10 protein-coding genes and 1 pseudogene are annotated in these 16261 nt (G+C 65.0%); 8 read left to right on the plus strand and 3 right to left on the minus strand.

Annotated features, from left to right (window positions below; genetic code table 11):
- Positions 1–16 precede the first annotated feature (16 nt).
- Positions 17–2087 (minus strand): annotated as a pseudogene (locus tag ACVMB0_RS26470) (ATP-dependent helicase).
- Positions 2088–2199: 112 nt separating this feature from the next.
- On the opposite strand from ACVMB0_RS26470, the gene ACVMB0_RS26475 reads away from it, so the two are divergent.
- Entirely contained in the window at positions 2200–2457 is a 258-nt protein-coding gene (locus tag ACVMB0_RS26475) for a hypothetical protein (protein WP_461348165.1), read from the plus strand.
- A 180-nt stretch (positions 2458–2637) separates the two neighbouring features.
- Here ACVMB0_RS26475 and ACVMB0_RS26480 read toward each other — a convergent pair whose 3' ends face one another.
- Both ACVMB0_RS26480 and ACVMB0_RS26485 read right to left on the minus strand, forming a co-directional pair.
- A complete protein-coding gene (locus tag ACVMB0_RS26480; RefSeq protein WP_461348166.1) occupies positions 2638–2892 on the minus strand; it encodes a hypothetical protein in 255 nt (84 codons plus the stop codon).
- Positions 2893–2972: 80 nt separating this feature from the next.
- Complete coding sequence (locus ACVMB0_RS26485) at positions 2973–3173, minus strand: DUF3072 domain-containing protein (protein ID WP_461348167.1); 201 nt, start codon at positions 3171–3173, stop codon at positions 2973–2975.
- 61 nt (positions 3174–3234) lie between these two features.
- Here ACVMB0_RS26485 and ACVMB0_RS26490 point away from each other — a divergent pair, with 61 nt between their 5' ends.
- From ACVMB0_RS26490 to ACVMB0_RS26520, 7 genes are all read left to right on the plus strand, one after another.
- A complete protein-coding gene (locus ACVMB0_RS26490; protein WP_456754775.1) occupies positions 3235–3555 on the plus strand; it encodes a hypothetical protein in 321 nt (106 codons plus the stop codon).
- Between the two features lie 126 nt (positions 3556–3681).
- Positions 3682–3900 (plus strand): hypothetical protein, encoded by a 219-nt coding sequence (locus ACVMB0_RS26495; protein ID WP_456754774.1) that lies wholly within the window; start codon positions 3682–3684, stop codon positions 3898–3900.
- A gap of 289 nt (positions 3901–4189) precedes the next feature.
- The gene (locus ACVMB0_RS26500; RefSeq protein WP_461348168.1) at positions 4190–10480 is read left to right on the plus strand and encodes a HAMP domain-containing protein; all 6291 of its coding nucleotides are present in this window, start codon (positions 4190–4192) and stop codon (positions 10478–10480) included.
- Between the two features lie 16 nt (positions 10481–10496).
- Positions 10497–11990: a sensor histidine kinase gene (locus tag ACVMB0_RS26505; protein WP_456756541.1), complete on the plus strand. Its 1494-nt coding sequence runs from the start codon at positions 10497–10499 to the stop codon at positions 11988–11990.
- Positions 11991–12059: 69 nt separating this feature from the next.
- Complete coding sequence (locus ACVMB0_RS26510) at positions 12060–13217, plus strand: HlyD family secretion protein (protein ID WP_461348169.1); 1158 nt, start codon at positions 12060–12062, stop codon at positions 13215–13217.
- A complete protein-coding gene (locus tag ACVMB0_RS26515) occupies positions 13214–14827 on the plus strand; it encodes a DHA2 family efflux MFS transporter permease subunit (protein ID WP_461348170.1) in 1614 nt (537 codons plus the stop codon). The genes ACVMB0_RS26510 and ACVMB0_RS26515 overlap by 4 nt, the downstream gene beginning before the upstream one ends.
- Before the next feature lie 81 nt (positions 14828–14908).
- Positions 14909–16252: a PQQ-dependent sugar dehydrogenase gene (locus ACVMB0_RS26520; RefSeq protein ID WP_461348171.1), complete on the plus strand. Its 1344-nt coding sequence runs from the start codon at positions 14909–14911 to the stop codon at positions 16250–16252.
- Positions 16253–16261 lie beyond the last annotated feature (9 nt).

The raw sequence follows: 16261 nt of genomic DNA on the forward strand, positions 1-16261 counted from the left end.
AACGCTCTGGCGGGCGTCAGCGCCACATGCCGCGCATCCGGGCGCCGATGTCGATCGGTGGCGTTCGGTTCGCGGTCGAGGCTTGGGCAGGCGCGGCGCGCGGCCAACTGGTCCGCTCGAACATCGGCAGCAGCCGTTCCGGGATGAAGCGGGTGCGCGAGGCGTACATGTGGCGATCGCCCTTGGCGGCCTGGCCATGGACGAAGAAGCGCTGCGGCACCATCAGGTGCAGATCGTCCTTGGCGCGGGTCATCGCGACATAGAGCAGGCGGCGCTCCTCCTCGAGCTCGGCCGATGTGCCGGCGCCGAGATCGGAAGGCATGCAGCCGTCGACGACGTTGAGGACATAGACCGACTTCCATTCCTGCCCCTTGGCGGAGTGGATGGTCGACAGGATCAGATAGTCCTCGTCGAGCAGCGGCACGCCGGCCTGGTCGCTGGTGCCGTCGGGCGGATCGAGCGTGAGCTCGGTGAGGAAGCGTTCGCGCGACGGATAGCCGGCGGCGATCTGCTCGAGCTGAATGAGATCGGCGCGGCGCACCTCGCTGTCCTCCTGGATGCGATCGAGATGCGGCTCGTACCAGAGCCGCGCCCGCTCGATGTCGACGGGCCATTCCGAGTAGCGCAGGTTCTCGATCGCCTCGACGAACAGCCGCCAGTCGGCGCCGGCGCGCGGCGGGGCGGGCAGCGCCACGAGGGCTGCAATCGGATCGGCGGCTTCGGCCATGTGGTCGAGCACTCGCTGCGCCGAGGCCGGCCCGACGCCGGGCAACAGATGCAGGATGCGAAAGCCGGCGACCCGGTCGCGCGGATTGGCGGTGAAGCGCAATAGCGCCAGCATGTCCTTGACGTGCGCAGCGTCGAGGAATTTGAGGCCGCCGAACTTCACGAACGGGATGTTGCGGCGGGTCAGCTCGACCTCCAACGGTCCGCTGTGCGACGAGGTGCGGAACAGCACCGCCTGTTGCTTCAGCAGCGCGCCTTCCTCGCGGTTGGCCAGCACCTGCTCGACGATGTACCGCGCCTGATCGGCCTCGTCGCGGATCGTGACCAGCAGCGGCGTGCGGGTCGAGGTCCGGTCGGTCCACAGGTTCTTGGTGAAGCGCTCCTTGGCGAGCGAGATCACGCCGTTGGCGGCGGAGAGGATCGGCTGCGTCGAGCGATAGTTGCGGTCGAGCGTGATGATCTCGGCGGCCGGGCTGAATTGGCCCGGGAAGTCGAGGATGTTGCGCACGGTGGCGGCGCGGAACGAATAGATCGACTGCGCATCGTCGCCGACCACGGTGAGCCCGCGTCCCGTGGGCTTGAGCGCGAGCAGGATCGAGGATTGCAGGCGGTTGGTGTCCTGATATTCGTCGACCATGACATGGTCGAAGCGGCCGCCGATCTCCTCGGCCAGCGCGGCGTCCGTCATCATTTGCGCCCAGTAGAGCAGCAGGTCGTCGTAATCGAGCACGTTCTGCCGTTGCTTGGCTTCGACATAGGTCGCGAACAATTGCTTCAACTCGCCGGCCCAGCCGGAGCACCACGGGAAGAACTGTCCGAGCACCGCCTCGATCGGCATCTCCGCGTTGACGCAGCGCGAATAGATCGCAAGGCAGGTGCCCTTGGTCGGGAACCGGCTTTCGGTGCGCGAGAAGCCGAGATCGTGGCGGACCAGGTTGATCAGGTCGGCGGAGTCCTCGCGGTCATGGATCGTGAAGGCCGGGTCGAGCGCGATGCGTTCGGCGAATTCGCGCAGCAGCCGCGCGCCGATGCCGTGGAACGTGCCGGCCCAGTTCAGCGCGTCGGTCATGACCGAGGCACGATCGCCGAGCACGCGCCGCGCGATCCGCTCGACGCGGCCGGCCATCTCGGCGGCGGCGCGCCGCGAAAAGGTCATCAGCAGGATACGGCGCGGATCGGCGCCGGCTAAGATCAGATGCGCGACGCGATGGGCAAGCGTATTGGTCTTGCCGGAGCCGGCGGCCCGCGATCACCAGCAGCGGCGTGCCCACGATGCAATCCTTGCCGACGCCGTGCTCGACGGCGCGGCGCTGCTCGGAATTGAGCGCATCGAGATAGGCTGTGTTGGCAAGATCAGGCACGAATCACCCCCACGAAACGCTAACAGACATTGCGATTCCGTGGGGCCGGCGCAGTGGCGCGGGAGCAGAGAAATTAGATTGACATTAACGCCGTGCGGCGCACAACCGCGCCATGGGTGACGTTTCCAAATCCGACACGCCGCTGAAGGCGACATTCAAGGTGCGGCTCAACGGCGAGACGGTGACGCTTGCGACCGTCGGCCAGGCCTACCGCTTCATCAACAATCTCAGCGCCGTCGAATGGATGGAGTTCCGCTCGCTGCATGACGACGCGTTGGCTGCGCTGGAGCGAGCGGCCGGGAACGCAATACTGACGGTGCAGGCGACCAACGCGCTGCGGACGTTGTTCGTTCGCGCAAAATTGCTCTGAAAGACAAAACTTCCTTGAAAAGAAATGGGCCGCCTTGGCCCTCCGAGGCGGCCCGAGAGTGCGGCCGATGCGCAATTGCGCGTCCTGCCGTCGCGTGTACCGCCGTTACCTTGTTTGCGGCCATAACGGACAGGGCCTTACGCAGCCGCTGTCGATTCGGCTGTAGCTGCCGCACCACAATCAGGCGCCAACGTCGTCGACGAGCCGGTCATACACAAGGGCGGAGCGCATGTTCATCGTTGCGATCTTTAGATAGCTCGGTTCGCGCATGGCGTTGTTGAACATCATGATGGCGGCCTTCCAGTAGCCGCGCTCCCGCTGATCGAGGCTCAGCGCAGATAGATAGTCCGCCGCATCGCCGACGGTTGCGAGCGTGCGGCCGTCCTTCAGCACGATCGGGAACGCCAGCGGCGACCGCTTCTCCAGCTCCAGCACCTGACGCTCCCCAAAGACGAAGCCGCAATAGCAGAACTGGCTGCGCCGCCATATCGAAGCCTTGCGGGAGGTGGGGCGGCTCAGAAAGAATCCGCCAGCGCGATCTCGGCCTTCAACGCGTCGATGCGCCGTTCGGCTTCCTCGGACGTCAGGTCACGCGCGTACTGGTTGGGCTGATAGGCCTCTTCGGCGAGGCTCCTCAACCGCAGCCCCTGGGCACGGGTCATCAGTCCGCCAAGGCGCTCCGCGACCCCGCCATATCTCACTGCTGCTATGCTCATCGCTGACCTCGCTTGCTGGATCGTGACTTGACAATATGTTCTATTTTTGTTCTAACAAGCCATGGATAACAAAATCAATGAAATTCGCCGGAAGATCAGCACTTTGCGGGCTGAGATGACCCTGATCGAGGCGTCGATCCGCGATCAGGTCAATCGCGACCTTGATTGCAGCGAAGCGTCATACCGGCTGATGGCGATGCGCGCCGAGGTGGCTGAGCTCATTGGCCGGTGGAAGGCCGCCGGGGGCGGCGATCGACTGCCGACGGTCAGGGAGCGGCTGAGCCGGAGCTACGCGGATCGGCCGGCAGCGACGGTCAAGCCGGACCGGAGCAAACCCGGCAAGGGGAAGACCGCGGCAGGCCAGAGCGTCGCGCGAACCTGATCCGGACCAGGTGCAGCCAGGTGCTTGGCGCGGTCTCGCGCCTGAACAAGTTTCCGGGCTGGAACCCGGAGCGCGGGATTGCATTTTCCTGTGGTGAGAGCCAACGCCATAGCATCGCCCAGCGCCATGATCGCCGATCCGACCGCGCCACCGCGGGCATCGATGAATGACGATCGCAGCCCGCTGCTGACGCTGATCTCCTGCATCAGCTGCGTCAGGACGATGCGGCTCGAGAGCAGCTCTCCGGGCAATGACGGCAGGGATATTCTCCAATACCGCTGCGAACACTGCAGCCGCATCGAGCGGGTGCAATTGGTGCGGCGAAGCTGGCCGGCAGACCGCTAGCCGTCGCTTTGCACCACGACCGGAATTTCGACGCCGGTCGGCGCACGACGCGCGCGCTTCAACCCCGGTCGTCCTTTTCCGGTTGCACGATCACGCTGCGCCAAAAGTTCCAATTGCGGATTGGAACTTTTGGTTCCATTCACGATTAAGGTACTCGATTTGTGTCACAAATTGCGGTCCTGGCGTTTTCCCGCTTGAATCAATCAAGGGCAGTCATTCTTATGGTCACACTGGCTCTTCCGAGTCCTTGGATCCTTGGGACTCTTGGCCAGCGCGTAGGGGAAATTCCATGACCGATCTCGGTTCGCCGCCTCGTCCCCGTGCTGATACCCGTCGCGCCCAATCATCCAACGGAAGTCTCGACTCCTCGCACGATCTGCTGCAGTCGCTGCAGGCGATGCGCGGCGGCGACTTCTCGGTCCGGATGCGCGGCGACTATCTCGGGATCGACGGCAAGATCGCGGATGCCTTCAACGAAATCGCGGCTGCCAATGAGCGGATGGCGCAGCAATTGGCGCGCGTCGGACAGGTCGTCGGCCGCGAGGGACAGACCCGCCAGCGCGTCAATTTCGGCCTCGCCAGCGGCGCCTGGGCCGACATGGAGAGCTCGGTCAACACGCTGATCGACGACCTGCTGTGGCCGACCCGCGAGGTCACCCGCGCGGTCGCCGCGGTGGCGCAGGGCGATCTGCTGCAAACCGTGCAGCTCGACGTCGAGGGCAGGCCGCTCCGCGGCGAATTCCTCCAGTCGGCGAACATCGTCAACACGATGATCAAGCAGCTCTCGGTGTTCACCTCGGAGGTGACGCGCGTCGCCCGCGAAGTCGGCACCGAGGGCAAGCTCGGCGGCCAGGCCCAGGTGCCGGAAGTGACCGGCGTCTGGAAGGACCTGACCGAGAGCGTCAACTCGATGGCCAACAACCTGACCGGCCAGGTCCGCAACATCGCCGAGGTCACCATCGCAGTCGCCAACGGCGACTTGTCCAAGAAGATCACGGTCGACGTCCGCGGCGAGATCCTGCAGCTGAAAGAGGCCATCAACACGATGGTCGACCAACTGCGTTCGTTCGCCTCGGAAGTGACGCGCGTGGCGCGCGAGGTCGGCACCGACGGCAAGCTCGGCGGCCAGGCCATCGTGCCCGGCGTCGCCGGCACCTGGAAGGATCTCACCGACTCGGTGAACGCGATGTGCGGCAATCTGACCGCCCAGGTCCGCAACATCGCCAACGTGACCACCGCGGTGGCCCGCGGCGACCTGTCGCGCAAGATCACGGTCGACGTGTCAGGCGAAATCCTCGAGCTGAAGGACACCATCAACACGATGGTCGACCAGCTCAACTCGTTCGCCTCGGAAGTGACGCGCGTGGCGCGCGAGGTCGGCACCGAAGGCAAGCTCGGCGGCCAGGCCCAGGTGCCCGGCGTCGCCGGCACCTGGAAAGACTTGACCGACAACGTCAACTTCATGGCGTCGAACCTGACCGCTCAGGTCCGCAACATCGCCGACGTCGCGACCGCGATCGCCGGCGGCGATCTGTCGAAGAAGATCACGGTGAACGTGTCGGGCGAGATCCTTCAGCTGAAGGAAACGCTCAACACCATGGTCGACCAGCTCAACGCCTTCGCCTCGGAAGTGACGCGCGTGGCGCGCGAGGTCGGCACCGAAGGCAAGCTCGGCGGCCAGGCCAACGTGCTCGGCGTCGCCGGCACCTGGAAGGACCTGACCGACAACGTCAACTTCATGGCCTCGAACCTGACCGCGCAGGTCCGCAATATCGCCGGCGTCACCACCGCGGTCGCCAACGGCGACTTGTCGAAGAAGATCACGGTCGACGTGCGCGGCGAGATCCTTGAACTCAAGGACACCATCAACACGATGGTGGATCAGCTCAACGCCTTCGCCGGCGAGGTGACGCGCGTAGCGCGCGAGGTCGGCACCGAAGGCAAGCTCGGCGGCCAGGCCGAGGTGCGCGGCGTCGCCGGCACCTGGAAGGACCTCACCGACAGCGTCAACTCGATGGCCTCGAACCTGACTGCGCAGGTCCGCAACATCGCCGAGGTCGCGACCGCGGTGGCGAAGGGCGACCTGTCGAAGAAGATCACGGTGAACGTGTCGGGCGAAATCCTTCAGCTGAAGGAAACGCTCAACACGATGGTGGACCAGCTCAACGCCTTCGCCGGCGAGGTGACGCGTGTGGCGCGCGAGGTCGGCACCGACGGCAAGCTCGGCGGTCAGGCCGAGGTGCCCGGCGTCGCCGGCACCTGGAAGGACCTGACCGACAGCGTGAACTCGATGGCCGGCAACCTGACGGCCCAGGTCCGCAACATCGCCGAGGTCGCGACCGCGATCGCCGGCGGCGACCTGTCGCGCAAGATCACGGTCGACGTGCGTGGCGAGATCCTCCAGCTGAAGCAAACGCTGAACACGATGGTCGACCAGCTCAACCGCTTCGCCGGCGAGGTGACGCGCGTGGCGCGCGAGGTCGGCACCGACGGCAGCCTCGGCGGCCAGGCCAATGTGCCCGGCGTCGCCGGCACCTGGAAGGACCTGACCGACAACGTCAACTCGATGGCCGGCAACCTGACCGCGCAAGTCCGCAACATCGCCGAGGTGACGACCGCTGTGGCGCGCGGCGACCTGTCGCGCAAGATCACAGTCGACGTGAAGGGCGAAATCCTCGAGCTGAAGAATACCATCAACACGATGGTCGACCAGCTCAACGCCTTTGCCGGCGAGGTGACGCGCGTGGCGCGCGAAGTCGGCACCGAAGGCAAGCTCGGCGGCCAGGCCGAGGTGCCCGGCGTCGCCGGCACCTGGAAGGATCTGACCGACAACGTCAACTTCATGGCGTCCAACCTGACCGCGCAGGTCCGCAACATCGCCGAGGTGGCGAGCGCGATCGCCGGCGGCGACCTGTCGAAGAAGATCACGGTGGACGTGCGCGGCGAGATCCTGCTGCTCAAGGACACCCTGAACACGATGGTCGAGCAGCTGCGCTCGTTCGCCGCCGAAGTGACGCGCGTGGCGCGCGAGGTCGGCACCGAAGGGCGGCTCGGCGGCCAGGCAGTGGTGCCCGGCGTGGGCGGCACCTGGAAGGACCTGACCGACAACGTCAATCTGTTGGCCGCGAACCTGACCACCCAGGTCCGCAACATCGCGGAAGTGACGACCGCCGTCGCGCGCGGCGACCTGTCGCGCAAGATCACGGTCGACGTGAAGGGCGAAATCCTCGAGCTGAAGAACACCATCAACACGATGGTCGACCAGCTCAACGCCTTCGCGGGCGAGGTGACGCGCGTGGCGCGCGAGGTCGGCACCGAAGGCAAGCTCGGCGGCCAGGCCGAGGTGCCCGGCGTCGCCGGCACCTGGAAGGACCTCACCGACACCGTCAACGTCATGGCAGCGAACCTGACTGAGCAGGTGCGCGGCATCGTCAAGGTGGTGACCGCGGTCGCCAATGGCGACCTGAAGCAGAACCTGACGGTGAAGTCGAAGGGCGAGGTGGCCGCGCTCGCCGACACCATCAACAACATGACCGAGACGCTCGCGACCTTCGCCGAACAGGTCACCAGCGTGGCGCGCGAGGTCGGCGTCGAGGGACGGCTGGGCGGCCAGGCCAACGTGCCCGGCACCGCCGGCACCTGGAAGGACCTCACCGGCAACGTCAATTTGCTGGCGGCCAACCTGACCTCGCAGGTGCGTGCGATCGCGGAAGTGGCCACCGCCGTGACCAAAGGCGACCTGACGCGCTCGATCCAGGTCGACGTGCGCGGCGAGGTCGCCGAGCTCAAGGACAACATCAACACCATGATCGGCAACCTCCGTCTGACGACGGAGCGCAACACCGAACAGGACTGGCTGAAGACCAATCTGGCGCGCTTCACCAACATGCTGCAGGGCCAGCGCGACCTCGCGACCGTCGGCCGCCTGTTGCTGACCGAGCTGGCGCCGCTGATCAACGCCCATATGGGCGTGATCTACCAGGTGGACAATCCCGAGAATGCGCAGCTGCGCCTGCTGTCGGCCTATGCCAGCGACAGCAGCAATCCGCATCCGCAGATCGTCCAGTTCGGCGAGGGGTTGATCGGTCAATGCGCGCTCGACAAGCGCCAGCGCCTCGTCTCCGACATTCCGGGCGACGCAGTGCCGATCAATTCGGCCTTGATGCGGATCATGCCGAAGAACCTCGTCGTGTTCCCGGTGCTGTTCGAGAACCAGGTCAAGGCGGTGATCGAGCTGTCCTCGATCTTGTCGTTCACGACCTCGCAGATCACCTTCCTCGAACAGCTCACCGACAGCATCGGCATCGTGCTCAACAGCATCGAGGCGACGATGCAGACCGAGGCGCTGCTGAAACAGTCGCAACAGCTCGCCGGCGAGCTGCAGACCCAGCAGAAGGAATTGCAGCAGACCAACGACCAGCTCGAGCAGAAGGCCCAGCAGCTCGCCGAACGCAACGTCGACGTCGAGCGCAAGAACCAGGAGATCGAACAGGCCCGCCGCGCGCTGGAGGAGAAGGCGACCGAGCTGTCGCTGACCTCGAAGTACAAGTCGGAGTTCCTGGCCAACATGTCGCACGAGCTGCGGACGCCGCTGAACTCAATCCTGATCCTCGGCCAGCAGCTCACGGAAAACCCCGACGGCAATTTGACCGCCAAGCAGGTCGAGTTCGCCCGCACCATTCACGGCGCCGGCACCGACCTGTTGAACCTGATCAGCGACATCCTCGATCTGTCCAAGATCGAGTCCGGCACGGTGACGGTCGATGCCGAGGAGATTTTGACCTCGAGCCTGCTCGAGACTGTCGGGCGGCCGTTCCGGCATGAGGCCGAGAACCGCCACCTGTCCTTCAGCATCGACGTGGACGCCAACCTTGCGCGCAGCATGGTCACCGACTCCAAGCGGCTGCAGCAGGTGTTGAAGAACCTGTTGTCGAACGCGTTCAAGTTCACCGCGGAAGGCGGCGTCAGCCTGACCGTCTCGGCGGCCATCGGCGGCTGGAGCGCGGAGCACGCGATCCTCAACACCGCGCCTGCCGTGGTTGCGTTCGAAGTGTCGGATACAGGCATCGGTATTCCGCAGGACAAGCAGAAGCTGATCTTCGAGGCGTTCCAGCAGGCCGACGCCGGCACCAGCCGCAAATACGGCGGCACCGGTCTTGGCCTTGCCATCAGCCGCGAGCTGGCGGGCCTGCTCGGCGGCGAGATCCATCTGCGCAGCGCGCCGGGTAGGGGCTCGAGCTTCACGCTCTACCTGCCGCTGAAATATGCCGGACCCTCGGTCGCACTGCGGCCGCAGGCTCAGCCGATACAAATGCCGCACACCTCGGCGCCGTCGCTGCAGGCGGCGAGTACGCAGGAGCGTGTGATCGAGCAGCTTCCGGATGACCGGCTCGATCTCGAGGCCGGCGACACCATCCTCTTGATCGTCGAGGACGACCCGCATTACGCGCGGGTGCTGATCGATCTGGCGCGCGACAAGGGCTTCAAGGTGCTGGTCGCAAGCCGAGGCGCCGAGGCGCTCGATCTCGCCAAGCAGTTCCAGCCGAGCGCGGTCTCGCTCGATGTCTTTCTGCCCGACATGCTGGGCTGGACCGTGCTGAGCCAGCTGAAGCACAATCCGCTGACCCGTCACATTCCGGTCCAGATCATCACGCTCGACGAGGATCGGCAGCACGCACTGGCGCGCGGCGCGTTCTCCTTCGTCAACAAGCCGACCACGACGGAAGGCGTCAGCGCGGCGCTGTCGCAGATCAAGGAATATGCCAGGCCGCGCCGCAAGCGCCTGCTGATCGTGGAGGACAATGCGGCCGAGCAGCTCAGCATCACCGAACTGCTCGGGCACGAGGATATCGAGATCGTGACCAGCGACACCGGGGCAGGAGCGCTCTCGACCTTGCGCGAACATCCCTGCGACTGCGTCGTGCTCGATCTGCGGCTGCCCGACATGAGCGGCTTCGAGGTGCTGGATCAGATCCGCAAGGACGAGACGCTGTCCAATATTCCCGTTGTCGTGTTTACGGGCCGGGAACTCTCGGCAGAGGAAGACGCGGAACTGCACACGATGGCGCGCAGCATTGTCGTCAAAGGTGTGGAGTCGCCCGAACGTCTGCTCGACGAAACGTCACTGTTCCTGCACCGTGTGATCACGGAATTGCCCGTCGAAAAACAGAGGATGCTGGAGAAGCTCAACAGTTCCGATGAGGATCTGATTGGCAAGACCGCGCTTCTGGTCGACGACGACGCCCGCAATATCTTCGCGCTGTCGAGCGTGCTGGAGCGGCGAGGTATGAAGGTGTTGACTGCGACAACAGGTCACGAGGCGATCTCGCTGGTCGAGTCCAACCCGAAGATCGCGATCGTGCTGATGGACATCATGATGCCTCAGATGGACGGTTACCAGACCATCGGCGCGATCCGGCAAAATCCCGCCTTTGCGCGGCTGCCGATCATCGCGCTGACCGCGAAGGCGATGAAAGGCGACCGCGAGAAATGCCTGGAGGCAGGTGCGTCCGACTATCTGGCGAAACCCGTGAACACCGAGCAATTGCTGCTGGCGATCCGCATGTGGCTGCACCGCTGATCGGCGATCGAACATGATGGACCATGAAAAGGTAAACATCCTTCTGGTCGATGACCAGCCGGCCAAGCTGCTGGCCTATGAGGTCATCCTGAAGGACCTCGGCGAGACGCTGGTCGCGGCGTCGTCCGGCCGCGAGGCACTGGAGTTCCTGCTGAAGAACGAAGTCGCGGTGATCCTGGTCGACGTCTGCATGCCCGAGCTCGACGGCTTCGAGCTCGCGGCGATGATCCGCGAGCATCCGCGGTTCCAGAAGACCGCGATGATCTTCATCTCGGCGATCCAGGTCAGCGATATCGACCGGCTGCGCGGCTACGAAATGGGCGCGGTCGACTACGTCCCGGTGCCGGTCGTGCCCGAGGTGCTGCGGGCCAAGATCCGCGTGTTCGCCGAGCTCTACCGCAAGACACGGCAGCTCGAACGCCTCAACGCCGAGCTCGAGGACCGCGTGCGCGCGCGCACCGCCGAACTCGAGCAGTCGACCACCCGGCTGGTCGAAAGCGAGGCGCGCCGCAGCATGGCGATTGCCGCCGGCAAAATGGGTTCATGGGACTGGGACTGGGTCAACGGCGACTGGATGTGGGACGAGGGCCAATACAAGATCTTCGGCGTCGATCCCAAAACCTTCGCGTTGACATCGGACAATATCCAGGGGCTGTTCCACCCCGACGATGTCGAAGAGCTGAAGCAGGCCTGGGCCGGGTTCGGCAACGGCCAGACGTCCTATGAAGCCGAATTCCGCGTCATGCGGCCGGATGGCGAGGTGCGCTGGTGCGTCGGCACGGCGGCGGCGACCAGCGACCGGAACGGCAGGGTGGTGCGGGTGAGCGGCGTGACCGTCGACATCACCGATCGCAAGAAGGCCGAGGAACGGCAGAGCCTGTTGACCCGCGAGGTCGACCATCGTGCCAAGAATGCGCTCGCGCTGGCGCAATCGATCGTGCGGTTGACGCGCGCGCAGAACGTGACCGCCTATGTGCGGGCGGTCGAGGGCCGCATCACGGCGCTGGCGCGGGTTCATACCGTACTGTCGTTGTCGAGCTGGCAGGGAGCTGAGATCCGACGGCTGGTGACCGAAGAGATCGCGCCTTATTCCGAGGCCGGGCAAATCCAGATCGAGGGCGCCGAGGTGCAGTTGCAGCCCGCGACCGCGCAGACGTTGGCGCTGGCGCTGCATGAGCTCGTCACCAACTCCGCCAAATACGGCAGCCTGTCGGTGCTGCCGGGCCGGCTCGCGATCACCTGGGAAGTGCAGGACGACACGCTGATCCTGGCCTGGGTGGAATCCGGCGGGCCGCCGGTGACCAAGCCGAAGCAGAAGGGTTTCGGCACGCGAAGCGTGATCGCCAGTATCGAGACCCAGCTCGGTGGACGGGCCGATTTCGATTGGCGCGCCGAGGGCCTGATCTGCCGGCTCACGGTTCCGCTCAAGTCGCTTGTTGCGGAGACCACGGCGTACCGCGACCTGTCAGCAGCTGCGCGTGAGCCCATGGTCAGTTCCAGGGCCGTTTAGCAGGAACCAAGCCTCCGGCGCTGCGGTTAACGAGAGCTGATCGCTCCGTTTGTAGCCTGAGGTGCTGCCGTGGATGCCCAAACCCGAGAGCGCGGGCCCTCCGTTGAGGAACCGCGGCAGCCCAACCACGCTCCAGAGCAAAAAACGCGGCCAGACCGTGCGCCGCCCCCGCAGCCGGATACCGACCGCAAGCCGTCGATGCGCGACCGGCTGCGCGAGCACTGGATGCTTGCCACGGCCGGCGCCTGTCTGCTGCTGCTCGCGCTCGTCGGTGGCGTGATCTACTGGCTCAACGTCCGGCATTATGAATCGACCGACGACGCGTTTGTGGCTGCACGCAGTTTTGCCGTTGCAGCAAAGGTCGGCGGCTACGTCGTCGAGGTCCCCGTCACCGACAACCAGCACGTCAATGCCGGCGATCTCCTCGCGCGGATCGATGAGCGTGACTACAAGATATCAGTCGATCAGGCCGAGGCGCAGGTTGCGGTCGCCGAGGCCAATATCGCCAACGTCGAGGCTCAGATCGACAGCCAGCAGGAGCAGATCAAGGAAGCCAGGGCGCAGGCGCAACAGGCCGAAGCACAACTGAAATTTGCCGAGCAAGAGGCCGCCCGCGCGCAAGATCTCGTCGAGAAGGGGGCCGGCACGGTGCAGCGCCAGCAGCAGACACGCTCCGACCTCGACGCTCAACGGGCCAATGCGAGCCGCGCGAGGACAGCGGTGACCGCGGCCGAGCTCGGCGTCAAGACGCTCGACGCTCAGCTCAAGAGCAGCAAGGCATCGCTGGAGCAGGCGCAGACGCAGCTCGATCAAGCCAAGCTGAATTTGCAATACACCCGCATCACTGCGGCGCAGTCCGGACGCGTCGTCAAGCTGAGCGGTGCGGTCGGCACCTTTGTCGCGCCGGCACAGAGCGTCATGATGCTCGTCCCTGACGAAGTCTGGATCACCGCAAACTACAAGGAAACGCAGCTGACCGACATGCGTCCGGGTCAGCCGGTCGAAGTCAGGATCGACGCCTATCCGGGACGCAAGCTCACCGGCCACGTGGCTTCGGTTCAACCCGGCTCGGGCACTGCGTTCAGCCTGTTGCCGGCGGAGAACGCGACCGGCAATTTCGTCAAGGTCGTACAGCGTGTTCCCGTGAAGATCGTGGTCGACAACTGGCCTGATGATGTGCCGGTCGGGCCGGGCATGTCGGTCGTGCCCTGGACCAGGGTGCGATGAGCGAGGTCGCGGCAGGTGGCGGCGCGGCCTGGTCGCCCGAGCGTTCGGCTGCGGGCGGGCATAATCCCTATCTGATTGCCTTCGTCGTCTCGATCGCGACCTTCATGGAGGTGCTCGACACCACGATCGCGAACGTTGCGTTGCGCCACATCGCGGGCGGATTGGCCGTCGGCATCGACGAGAGCACCTATGTCATCACCAGCTATCTCGTTGCCAATGCCATCGTGCTGTCGATCTCGGGCTGGCTGTCGACCGTGATCGGCCGCAAGCGGTTCTACATGATCTGCGTCGCCACGTTCGCCTTCGCCTCGCTGCTGTGCGGATTGGCCTGGAGCCTGGAGGCGCTGGTTCTGTTCCGGATCATCCAGGGCCTCGGCGGCGGCGGGATGGCGACCAGCGAGCAGGCGATCCTTGCCGACTCCTTTCCGCCGGCCAAGCGGGGCCAGGCATTCGCGATCTACGGCGTGGCAGTGGTGGTTGCTCCCGTGATCGGGCCGACGCTCGGCGGCTGGATCACCGACACCTACACCTGGCACTGGATCTTCCTGATCAACGTGCCGATGGGCTTGATCTCACTGTTCCTGGTTGGGACCCTGGTCAAGGAGCCGTCCGGCGCCGAAGAGGAGCGCAAGGAACTGCTCAAGAGCGGCCTGCGCGTCGACTATATCGGCTTCGTGCTGGTCGCGATCGGGCTCGGCTCGCTTGAATTCGTGTTGGACGAAGGTCAACGCAAGGACTGGTTCGGGTCCGACATGATCACGGGCTTCGCACTGGCGTCGGCGGTTTGCCTGATTGCGCTGATCCCCTGGGAGCTGACGCGCAAGGATCCGATCGTCGACCTCCGCCTGCTGGGACGCCGCCAGTTCGGTTCGTGCTTCCTGGTGATGCTGTGCACCGGCGCCGTCCTGATCTCGTCGACGCAGCTGATACCGCAATTGTTGCAGACCGAGCTGAACTATACCGCGTTTCTTGCCGGGCTCGCGCTGTCACCCGGCGGCATCGTCACCCTGATCCTGATGCCGGTGGTCGGCAATCTCGTCAGCCGTGTCCAGCCGAAATATCTGATCGCGCTCGGCGGTTGCATCGTCGCGTTCTCGATGTGGCATCTGACCGGGCTGAACGGCGACATCACCTATGGCTATGCCGCGCTGGCGCGCATCTTCCTCTCCGCGGGGCTTCCGTTCCTGTTCCTGCCGGTCACGACAGCGTCCTATGACGGCGTGCCGGCGGACAAGACCAACCAGGCCTCGGCGCTGATCAACGTCGCGCGCAATATCGGTGGATCGATGGGCGTCGCACTGGCGCAAACGGCGCTGGCGCAGCGCCAGCAATTTCACCAGAGCCGGCTGATCGAGCATGCCGCGCCGTCTGATCTTGGGTATCAGCAAACCATCGACACGATGACGCGCTACTTCCAGGCGCAGGGATCGAATGCATCGGACGCCGCATCTCAGGCGATCGCCTGGGTGGGCCAGACCCTGCAGCAGCAGGTCGATCTCCTTGCTTACATCGACGTGTTCTGGATGCTTTCGATCGTCGGCCTCGTGATGATCCCGCTCGCCTTGATCATCAAGCCGGTCGACCTGGCTGGACCGCCAAAGGGACACTAGGGCAGACGACATTATGAATGCGGCTAGTGGCCAAACCGCGCTATGAATTGCGTGGCTGTTAGGATTTCACGTGAGGCGCAAATGCATAAAACGAAACTTGCCGGCGTGAGTCTGTCCGTCATTTTCCTCGCTACGGTCGGCATTGCGCGATCAGATGCCGAGCCTGTCCTCAAAGGCGCGGACGCCTTCGGCGACTGGCAGCGTGACAAGCCCGGCACGGTGCGCCTGATCACGCCGCAGGACTTGCCCAGACCGGGTGCGACGGCCTCCAGCAGCAATTCGTCGCGCGTGGTGCGGCGGCCTGCCTCGGCCGTGCCGCAGGTGCCGGCGGGGTTCAAGGTCGAGCTGTTCGCGAGCGGCTTGAGCGGCCCCCGGATCATCCGGACCGCGCCCAATGGCGACATCTTCGTCGCGGAAACCGGCGCCGGTCGCATTCGCGTCCTGCGCAGCGAGAGTGGCGCCAGCAAGCCGGCCACCAATGAAGTCTACGCCACCGGATTGAACCGGCCGTTCGGCATCGCGTTCTTCCCGAGCGGCGATGATCCGCAATGGCTCTATGTCGCCAACACCGACAGCGTCGTGCGCTTTGCCTACCGCAGCGGCGATCTCAAGGCACAAGAAAGGCCCGAGACGATCGTCGCCAATCTTCCGCACGGCTACGGCCATTCCACGCGTGACATCGCCTTCACACCCGACAATAAGCGGATGCTGGTGTCGGTCGGCTCCGCCGGTAACGCAGGCGAGGGGCTTGGCCAGCCACCTGGTGGCATCGAGGCCTGGAGCCGCGACCATGCGCTTGGCGCAGCGTGGGGAGCCGAGACCGATCGCGCCGCCGTGCTCGCCTTCGATCCCGACGGCAAGAACCGAAAGCTGTTCGCCACCGGGATCCGCAACTGCGTGGGGCTGGCAATCCAGCCCGGCAGCGGCACGCCCTGGTGTTCGACCAACGAGCGCGACGGCCGCGGCGACAATCTCGTGCCCGACTATGTGACACGCATTCGCGAAGGGGCGTTCTACGGCTGGCCCTGGTACTATATCGGTGCCAACGAGGACCCGGCGCATGCCGATGCGCGGCCGGACCTCAAGGACAAGGTGACGGTCCCCGACGTGCTGTTGCAGGCCCACTCGGCCTCGCTTGGCCTGACCTTCTACACCGGCAGCAACTTTCCGTCCGAGTATCGCGGCGATGGCTTTGCCGCCGAGCACGGCTCGTGGAATCGATCCAAGCGCACCGGCTACAAGGTCATTCGCATCAGGCTGAAGGACGGCGTGCCGACCGGCGAATACGAGGATTTCGTCACCGGCTTTGTCCTCGGCGACAATGAGGTCTGGGGCCGCCCGGTCGGCGTGACCGTGGCGCGCGACGGCGCGCTGCTGGTCTCCGAAGACGGCAACGGCACGATCTGGCGCGTCCGCCACGAGTAGCCGTTGGGT

This window comes from Bradyrhizobium sp. USDA 4451, assembly GCF_054822585.1.